This is a genomic window from Anoxybacteroides voinovskiense (genome assembly GCF_014196205.1).
In the GTDB taxonomy this organism is placed as follows: Bacteria; Bacillota; Bacilli; order Bacillales; family Anoxybacillaceae; genus Anoxybacteroides; species Anoxybacteroides voinovskiense.
Genome location: NZ_JACIDE010000003.1, coordinates 158,450 through 165,375, shown reverse-complemented (window position 1 = coordinate 165,375; position 6,926 = coordinate 158,450). Strand labels below are relative to the sequence as shown.

Genomic DNA, 6,926 nt, shown 5'->3' with positions numbered 1-6,926 from the left:
TTCACTTCCTTCACCGCCGCCTTGCTCCGCTGCTTTTTGTTTCGCCAACGCTGCGGCCTTTGCTTTCGCTGCTGCCGCCGCTTTCGCTTTCGCTAACGCGACGTCGTCCGTTTCACTTCCTTCACCGCCGCCTTGCTCCGCTGCTTTTTGTTTCGCCAACGCTGCGGCCTTTGCTTTCGCTGCTGCCGCCGCTTTCGCTTTCGCTAATGCGACGTCGTCCGTTTCGTCCGCTTTTGCTTCGAGCGTCTGTTCAGTTTCGCCGCCCGCTTGCTTTGCAGCTAGCCGTTCGCGCGCTAACTGTTTCGCCCGTTCAGCCGCTTCTTTTTTCCGTTGCTGTATATCTTTTTCCTCGCTCATCGACTACAGCACCTTCTTTCCTGTCTTCGCTTCATAACGGATTTTTTCTTTTAATTTATTGATTCCATAAATTAACGCCGCTGGGTTTGGCGGACAGCCTGGGATGTAGACGTCAACGGGTACAATTTGGTCAACCCCTTTGACGACACAGTACGAATGAACATACGGCCCGCCTGCCGTCGCACACGATCCCATTGCAATTACCCATTTCGGCTCCGGCATTTGATCATATAAACGACGAACGATTGGTGCCATTTTTTTCGTCACCGTCCCAGAAACAATCATCACATCCGATTGACGCGGCGACGTCCGGAAGAAAGAACCGAACCGGTCTAAGTCGTAATGGGACGAGCCGACGCCCATCATTTCAATTGCACAGCAAGCAAGCCCGAACGTTAGCGGCCATAGCGAATTACTTCTCGCCCAAGCCTTCAATTGTTCGAGCGTCGTTAAAAAAACGTTGCGGCGCAACTCTTCCATCTCTTCTTCTGGCACATTTAACAACTTTACATCCATTTTAACACCTTCTTCTTCCAAGCATACACAAGCCCAATGACAAGCATTGCCACAAAAATTAACATTTCAATAAGGGCAAACAGGCCGAGACGGTTATACGCCACCGCCCACGGATATAAAAAGACTGTTTCGACATCAAAAATGACAAACAAAAGCGCAAACATATAATAGCGTACGTTAAATTGCACGCGCGAATCATGAAACGGCTCAATTCCGCTTTCATATGTCGTTTCTTTTGCTGCTGTCGGCGCATGCGGCCGAAGAAAGCGACCTGCTGTCAGCGCGACAACCGGAAGCAAAATCCCTAAACATAAAAAGACAAAAACAATTAAATAGTTATTTAAGTACACATTAAGCAACGTCGTGTCCGCCCCCTTTGTTCGTTCGTATCCGCAAATTGTGAAAAATATCGCACAATTTTGCCTTGTAACCGATATCATTATAACATTTATATCCAGAGGTGTCGACAGAACGGCGAATTTTACTTGTAATAAATATCATTATAGTGTTAACCGATTATATCAACGATTCATCGCATAAAAAAAAGACAGGGAAAAAATTCCCCTGCCTTTTTTTATCGTTTGCCGGCAATGTCTAACCGGTTCATAGCACGTCGTAGCGCAAGTTCTGCTCGTTTGAAATCAATATCGTCCTGCTTCGCTTGTAAGCGTCGCTCTGCGCGCTCTTTCGCCGCTTTCGCACGAGCGACGTCGATATCTTCTGCTCGTTCGGCCGCCTGCGCCAATACAGTTACTTTATCCGGACGGACTTCTAAAAAGCCGCCGCTGACAGCGATAAATTCCGTTTTTCCGTCTTTTTTCAGGCGCACTGCTCCGATTTCGAGCGGAGCGACGAGCGGAATGTGCCCTGGCAAAATCCCGAGCTCCCCGCTTTTCGCTTTTGTGCTGACCATTTCGACGTCCGCTTCATAAACCGGGCCATCAGGAGTAACGACACTGACTTTAATCGTCTTCATACTAAAATCCTCCTATGTCCCTTGTTTAAACTTCTACGCCCATTTTTCTCGCTTTTTCCACAACTTCTTCAATGCGGCCCACTAAACGGAAAGCATCTTCTGGAAGATGGTCGTATTTTCCTTCTAAAATTTCTTTAAAGCCGCGGACTGTTTCTTTTACTGGTACGTAAGAACCTGGTTGACCAGTGAACTGCTCCGCAACGTGGAAGTTTTGCGATAAGAAGAATTGGATACGGCGAGCACGGTGAACGACAAGTTTGTCTTCATCGGAAAGCTCGTCCATCCCGAGAATTGCGATAATGTCTTGCAATTCTTTATAGCGTTGCAACGTTTGTTGCACTTTGCGCGCTACTTGGTAATGCTCTTCGCCAACGATTTCTGGCGAAAGCGCACGAGATGTCGATGCAAGCGGGTCAACCGCTGGATAAATCCCCATCTCTGATAATTTACGCTCTAAGTTTGTTGTCGCATCTAAGTGTGCGAACGTTGTCGCTGGCGCTGGGTCTGTATAGTCGTCCGCTGGTACGTAAATCGCTTGGATGGACGTAACCGAACCGACGGCTGTCGACGTAATCCGCTCTTGCAATTGACCCATTTCTGTTGCAAGCGTTGGCTGATAACCTACGGCAGAAGGCATGCGTCCTAATAACGCAGAAACTTCCGAACCTGCTTGCGTGAAACGGAAAATGTTGTCGATGAAGAACAATACGTCTTGTCCTTGTTCATCGCGGAAGTATTCTGCCATCGTCAACCCTGTTAACGCAACGCGCATCCGTGCTCCAGGCGGCTCGTTCATCTGACCGAATACCATCGCCGTTTTATTGATAACGCCAGAGTCTTTCATTTCATGATACAAGTCGTTTCCTTCACGTGTACGTTCGCCAACGCCCGCGAATACGGAAATACCGCCGTGCTCTTGCGCGATGTTGTTAATCAACTCTTGGATTAAAACCGTTTTTCCTACTCCTGCACCGCCGAACAAACCGATTTTTCCACCTTTAATGTATGGCGCAAGAAGGTCGACAACTTTAATCCCTGTTTCTAAAATTTCGACTTGTGTCGAAAGCTGTTCAAATTTTGGCGCTGGACGGTGAATCGAGTCGCGGCGCGCCTCTGCTGGAATTTCTTCACCTAAATCGATCGGCTCTCCTAATACGTTAAATACGCGACCGAGCGTCACGTCCCCTACTGGAACAGAAATTGGCGCTCCTGTGTCGATAACTTCCATTCCGCGAATAAGACCGTCCGTTGAGGCCATCGCGATCGTACGAACAGTGTCATCCCCGAGGTGAAGGGCCACTTCTAATGTTAAGTCTACGTCGACTTCGTTTTCGTTACGCGCTTTATGTTGAATTTTAAGGGCGTTGTAAATCGCAGGAAGATGTCCGCTTTCGAACTTCACGTCTACAACTGGACCCATAACTTGAAGAACGCGTCCTTTTGTCATCGTTTTCCCTCCTAACTAACTGCTTAAACTATTGCAAGGCATTGGCTCCTGCCACAATCTCCGTAATTTCTTGCGTAATTGCTGCCTGACGGGCACGGTTGTAAGAAAGTGTAAGCGTGCGAATGAGCTCTTTGGCATTGTCGGTCGCGTTTTTCATCGCGGTCATCCGCGCCGCGTGCTCACTTGCTTTCGCATCTAGTAATGCGCCGTAAATTAAGCTTTCTGCATATTGCGGCAGCAACACTTCTAAAATTTCTTCTTGCGACGGCTCGAATTCGTATGATGTCCGTTTAGCGTTTGCTGCTAAATCTGTAAGTGGCAATAATTTCCGTTCAGTCACGTCTTGTTGGATAGCGCTGACGAAATGGTTGTAGTACATATACAATTCATCAAACGTTCCGTCGGCAAACATGCTTACCGTTTGGTTGGCAATCGCTTTAATATCAGCGAATGATGGTTGGTCTGGCAACCCCGTAATGTGCAATGCCACCGGAATGTTCCGTTTGTTGAAAAAGCTTAAGCCGATGCGGCCGATTGCGATGATTGCATATTCATCGGTCGATTGATGGCGCTCGCGAATCGTTTGGTAAACCGTGCGTAAAACGTTGCTGTTATAGGCACCGGCGAGTCCACGGTCCGACGTAATGACTAAATAGCCTGTCTTTTTCACTGGGCGTTTCACGAGCATCGGATGGTTGCTTGAGCTGCCTAAAGCGATGTTTGCGACCACTTCTTGAATTTTCTCCATATATGGAACAAACGATTTCGCGTTCGTTTCCGCGCGATGTAATTTCGAAGCGGAAACCATCTCCATCGCTTTTGTAATTTGGCTCGTTTTTTTCGTCGAGTTAATTCGTGTTTTAATATCGCGTAATGATGCCAAAGGTTTTCACCACCTTTTTTTGCGCTCTAGTGATGGGCAAGGAACAGAAGCGGGCTTCTGTTCCGTCTTTTATTCAGAAACGACAAACGTTTTCTTGAAGTCTTCAATCGCTTTATTGAAATCTTCTTCGCTTGGAAGATCTTTCGTTGTGCGAATATGTTCAAGAATGTGCTGGCCGTTTTGGTCAAGCCATGCGAAAAATTCTTTTTCAAAGCGACGGATGTCTTCGACTGGAATGTCATCTAGGAATCCGCGCGTTAACGCGTAAATGATCGCTACTTGTTTTTCGACTGGTAGCGGCTCGTGCAATCCTTGTTTCAATACTTCAACGGTGCGCGCACCGCGAGCAAGTTTTGCTTGCGTTGCTTTGTCAAGGTCGGAACCGAATTGCGCGAACGCTTCAAGTTCACGGTATGCTGCTAAGTCAAGACGAAGCGTACCAGATACTTTTTTCATCGCTTTAATTTGCGCCGCACCACCGACGCGCGATACGGAAAGACCTGCGTTAATCGCTGGACGTACGCCGGCGAAGAACAAGTCCGATTGCAAGAAAATTTGTCCGTCTGTAATCGAGATAACGTTCGTTGGAATGTAAGCAGAGATGTCGCCTGCTTGCGTTTCAACGAATGGTAACGCCGTTAATGAACCCGCACCTTTTGCGTCACTTAATTTTGCCGCACGCTCTAAAAGGCGAGAGTGTAGATAGAAGACGTCCCCTGGATATGCTTCACGGCCTGGCGGACGACGTAATAGAAGCGAAAGTTCGCGGTACGCAGCCGCTTGTTTCGATAAGTCATCGTATACGACAAGCACGTGTTTTCCGTTGTACATGAAATATTCGCCCATCGTTACGCCCGCATATGGCGCTAAGAATAATAGTGGCGCTGGTTGTGATGCAGACGCTGTGACGACGATTGTGTAATCAAGCGCGCCATGTTTGCGCAACGTTTCCACGACGTTACGAACCGTTGATTCTTTTTGCCCGATCGCAACGTAAATACAAATCATGTTTTGGTCTTTTTGGTTTAAAATCGTGTCAATCGCAACCGATGTTTTCCCTGTTTGGCGGTCACCGATAATTAACTCACGTTGCCCGCGACCGATTGGTACAAGGGCGTCAATCGCTTTAATCCCTGTTTGTAATGGCTCGTGTACCGATTTACGATCCATAACCCCTGGTGCTGGGCTTTCAATCGGACGAGTTTCTGTCGTTGCAATTGGACCAAGCCCATCGACAGGCTGTCCTAATGGGTTCACGACGCGACCGATTAATGCTTCGCCAACAGGAACTTCCATGATGCGTCCTGTACGGCGTACTTCGTCGCCTTCTTTAATGCCTGTGTACGGACCTAAAATAACGATACCGACGTTGTTTTCTTCTAAGTTTAGCGCCATTCCCATGACACCGTTTGCAAATTCCACGAGCTCCCCTGACATGACGTTATCAAGGCCATGAGCGCGCGCGATACCGTCACCGACTTGGATTACTGTACCTACATCGCTCACTTTAATTTCGGACTGATAGTTTTCAATTTGTTTTTTTATCAGCGCGCTAATTTCTTCAGCTCTGATGCTCATGTATTTCACCCCTATCTATAAATCTTCAGCCAATAAGTTGACGTTTGAGTCGTTCTAGTTTGCCGCTGACGCTGCCGTCGTAAATGCGGTTGCCAATGCGCAGTTTCACGCCGCCGATTAACGAGGAATCGACAATGTTTTCGATATGAAGCGTTGTTTTGTCGACTTTTTTCGCAAATACGTCCGCAAGTGCTTGCTTTTCTTTTTCGCTTAATGGACGAGCCGAATAAACGGTCGCCTCCGCCACGCCGCGCGCTTCATTCGCTAACGCAACAAATTCGTCCGCAAGCGCTCCGACAATGTCAATCCGATGGCGGTCAAGCAATAAAAGCAATGTATTTTGCACTGGGACAGACAACGCTGCAAACGTTTCTTTGAGTAACGCTTTTTTCTTGTCAAGCGATAGTTTCGGATGGGTCAACACGGCAAGAAAATCTGGTTGGTCCGCAAACACTTGCTTGACAACGCGAATTTCTGCTTCGAATGAATCAAGGAGCTGCTGTTGTTGAGCGATTTGAAAAAGAGCCAATGCATACCGTTTCGCTACGACTTCTTTGTTCATCGCCCTTCTCCTACCTCTTGAATGTACTCGTTAATCAGCTTCGCTTGATCTTGTTCTGTCAATTCTTTTTCAATGACTTTCGATGCAATAAGTACGGATAAAGAAGCCACTTGCTCACGCAAAGCAGCGACTGCTTGCTCTTTTTCGCGCTCGATTTCTTTTTTCGCTGTTTCTTTTAAACGTTCCGCTTCCGCACGGGCAGCTGCAACGATTTGTTCTTTTTGCTCTTCGCCAAGCTTGCGAGCATTTTCCATTAACGCTTGCGCTTCTTGGCGCGCTTGTTTTAACAATGCGCGTTGTTCTTCTGCAAGTTTTTTCGCTTCTTGATGATGTTTTTCTGCCTGTTCGATTTCATTAGCAATATGCTCTTCGCGTTGTTTCATAATGCCCATTAATGGACCAAACGCATATTTTCGGAGCAATGCTAATAAGATGACAAACATTAGTAATTGGAAAATGATGTCGCCGCTATTAATGCCCGCATGATGCTCGGCAGCGCCTAGTAAAAACGTATTCATGCTTATTAACACCGCTTTTCACTCCCTTCAGCCGCTGTGTAATTATGTGCATAAAGGAATGGCGAAGGTGATCGTCTGCACGAACTTCG

At 47.3% G+C, this 6,926-nt stretch carries 8 protein-coding genes and 1 pseudogene; all 9 read right to left on the bottom strand.

The window, feature by feature from the left end:
- Nucleotides 1–18: 18 nt before the first annotated feature.
- A pseudogene (locus GGR02_RS17380) lies at nucleotides 19–357 on the bottom strand (NADH-quinone oxidoreductase subunit C); the annotation flags it as partial.
- Between the two features lie 3 nt (nucleotides 358–360).
- Entirely contained in the window at nucleotides 361–873 is a 513-nt protein-coding gene (locus tag GGR02_RS03160; RefSeq protein WP_183183296.1) for a NuoB/complex I 20 kDa subunit family protein, read from the bottom strand.
- Complete coding sequence (locus tag GGR02_RS03155) at nucleotides 864–1,232, bottom strand: NADH-quinone oxidoreductase subunit A (protein ID WP_183183295.1); 369 nt, start codon at nucleotides 1,230–1,232, stop codon at nucleotides 864–866. The genes GGR02_RS03160 and GGR02_RS03155 overlap by 10 nt, the downstream gene beginning before the upstream one ends.
- Nucleotides 1,233–1,447: 215 nt before the next feature.
- On the bottom strand, nucleotides 1,448–1,849 hold the full coding sequence (locus tag GGR02_RS03150) for a F0F1 ATP synthase subunit epsilon (protein WP_183183294.1): 402 nt from the start codon (nucleotides 1,847–1,849) through the stop codon (nucleotides 1,448–1,450).
- A gap of 25 nt (nucleotides 1,850–1,874) precedes the next feature.
- Nucleotides 1,875–3,296, bottom strand: coding sequence for a F0F1 ATP synthase subunit beta (atpD, locus tag GGR02_RS03145; protein WP_183183293.1), 1,422 nt, complete (start codon nucleotides 3,294–3,296; stop codon nucleotides 1,875–1,877).
- 28 nt (nucleotides 3,297–3,324) lie between these two features.
- Entirely contained in the window at nucleotides 3,325–4,179 is an 855-nt protein-coding gene (locus GGR02_RS03140; protein WP_183183292.1) for a F0F1 ATP synthase subunit gamma, read from the bottom strand.
- A 69-nt stretch (nucleotides 4,180–4,248) separates the two neighbouring features.
- Nucleotides 4,249–5,757 carry a F0F1 ATP synthase subunit alpha gene (atpA, locus tag GGR02_RS03135; RefSeq protein ID WP_183183291.1) on the bottom strand — a complete coding sequence of 503 codons (1,509 nt, stop codon included), beginning with the start codon at nucleotides 5,755–5,757 and terminating at the stop codon, nucleotides 4,249–4,251.
- A 25-nt stretch (nucleotides 5,758–5,782) separates the two neighbouring features.
- A complete protein-coding gene (locus tag GGR02_RS03130; RefSeq protein WP_183183290.1) occupies nucleotides 5,783–6,319 on the bottom strand; it encodes a F0F1 ATP synthase subunit delta in 537 nt (178 codons plus the stop codon).
- Nucleotides 6,316–6,837 carry a F0F1 ATP synthase subunit B gene (atpF, locus tag GGR02_RS03125; RefSeq protein WP_183183327.1) on the bottom strand — a complete coding sequence of 174 codons (522 nt, stop codon included), beginning with the start codon at nucleotides 6,835–6,837 and terminating at the stop codon, nucleotides 6,316–6,318. The genes GGR02_RS03130 and atpF overlap by 4 nt, the downstream gene beginning before the upstream one ends.
- Between the last annotated feature and the right edge of the window lie 89 nt (nucleotides 6,838–6,926).

Excerpts from the sequence above, each read along its gene's own strand:
- atpA (WP_183183291.1), bottom strand. The coding sequence starts at position 5,757 with ATGAGCATCAGAGCTGAAGAAATTAGCGCGCTGATAAAAAAACAAATT.
- atpF (WP_183183327.1), bottom strand. The coding sequence starts at position 6,837 with ATGAATACGTTTTTACTAGGCGCTGCCGAGCATCATGCGGGCATTAAT.
- atpD (WP_183183293.1), bottom strand. The coding sequence starts at position 3,296 with ATGACAAAAGGACGCGTTCTTCAAGTTATGGGTCCAGTTGTAGACGTG.
- GGR02_RS03150 (WP_183183294.1), bottom strand. The coding sequence starts at position 1,849 with ATGAAGACGATTAAAGTCAGTGTCGTTACTCCTGATGGCCCGGTTTAT.
- GGR02_RS03160 (WP_183183296.1), bottom strand. The coding sequence starts at position 873 with ATGGATGTAAAGTTGTTAAATGTGCCAGAAGAAGAGATGGAAGAGTTG.
- GGR02_RS03130 (WP_183183290.1), bottom strand. The coding sequence starts at position 6,319 with ATGAACAAAGAAGTCGTAGCGAAACGGTATGCATTGGCTCTTTTTCAA.